Raw genomic sequence first — 1,486 nt, 5'->3', positions numbered from 1 at the left:
AAGGGATCAACCTAGCCACTGGACGGTTTTTACTCCGCCCGCACCGACATCACGCCGGCGCTCCGTGGCCTACTTTGTCACCGCCACGCACAGGCGCAGCGGCTCACTCGTCAGCCAGAGATCCCGCCTCATCTGCTAGAAGTCCGGCGGGGCCGACATGGGGTCCTACCGGTTTACCTGCGGCTCGTGCAACCGAGCAAGTCTGCTTATCGCTGGGTTGCCCGAGATTCCCGCAGCTCACGCATTGGGTGCCACCGGTGTTTTTGACACAAATCTCGTAGTTGTCGCCCTTGTTGGAGACGGTGCAATCTGTCCCGCGAGAGATACACATTCCGAGAGCTGTGGACGTCTTGGTCGCGAACGCCGGCATCGCCGTAGCGAGTGAAAAAACGAACACGCCGGCAACGCGAAGACCCATGGTGTTGCGCATAATCGTTCTCCTTCAGCCTTCAAACAGCATTGATACCGATATTCTGCCTTCGAAAGCAGGTCGGATTAATCAAAGTTGGTTGGAAGAAAAGGCCACTGACTTCTTCGCCGCTTCGCCGCGCCGTGCCTATTCCGCAGGTCGGGCGCTCCCTCGACGGCTTTCCTTTTGTCGGCCGAACAGCCGCTCGGCGGCAACGTAGAAGGTCGGCGTGATCAAGAGGGTGATCAGCGTCGCCACTAAGAGACCGCCAATTACCGCGGTGCCCATTGACAAGCGGGCGTTTGCGCCTGCCCCGCTCGCGATGGCGAGTGGCACAGCGCCGAGGATGAAGGCGAAGGAGGTCATCAGGATCGGGCGCAGCCGCAGCCGAGCCGCATCCTGGGCAGCCCTCAGCGGATTCTCCCCTTGGTTCCGGCGCAGGTCCTCCGCGAAGGCGACAAGGAGGATCGCGTTCTTGGCCGCGAGCCCAACGAGAAGCAGGAGCCCGACCTGCCCAAAGATGTCGAGCGGTAGATCCCGGAGAGCCAGGAAGCCGATGGCCCCGAAAATCGCTAACGGTGTCGCGAGCAGAATGACGAAGGGCAGGCGAACCGACTCGTACTGCCCGGCGAGCAGCAGAAAGATCATCAGAACGCCTAGGCCGAAAATCAGCGGTGCGTAGCCGCCGGCGATCTTCTCCTGGTATGCGACCTCGGTCCACGCGACTGCGTAGTTCGAAGGCAGCTTCTCGGCGGCCAGCCGCTCGATCTCAGCGATCACCGTGCCGGAGCTTGCCCCTGGCGCCGTGCCGACCGCCACCTCGATCGCTGGATAGGTGTTGTAGGACAGGACCGCGGTCGGCCCACTGACGAAGCGGGCCTGGATAATGGAACCAAGCCGCACCGGCTCCCCCTGATTGTTGAGCACGGTCAGGCGCTCTACGTCTTCCATCGTGCGCCGGCCGCTCGTCTCGCTTTGCACATAGACCTGGTAGACGTAGCCGAACCGATTGAAGAGGTTGACGAAGGACGAGCCGACATAGGTGCCGAGCGTGTCGAACAGGCGCTGGAGGGGCAC

At 62.0% G+C, this 1,486-nt stretch carries 1 protein-coding gene; it reads right to left on the bottom strand.

Annotation, left to right across the window (positions count from 1 at the left end):
• Positions 1–556 precede the first annotated feature (556 nt).
• Positions 557–1,486 (bottom strand): efflux RND transporter permease subunit (locus tag GGQ85_RS20715; protein ID WP_309776088.1); only part of this gene is annotated, 930 nt, incomplete at its 5' end.

Origin of the sequence: Nitrobacter vulgaris, assembly GCF_031453995.1 — a bacterium.
Lineage (GTDB): Bacteria > Pseudomonadota > Alphaproteobacteria > Rhizobiales > Xanthobacteraceae > Nitrobacter > Nitrobacter vulgaris.
The sequence above is the reverse complement of the archived record's forward strand: the minus strand, read 5'-3'. Positions and strand labels throughout refer to the sequence as shown.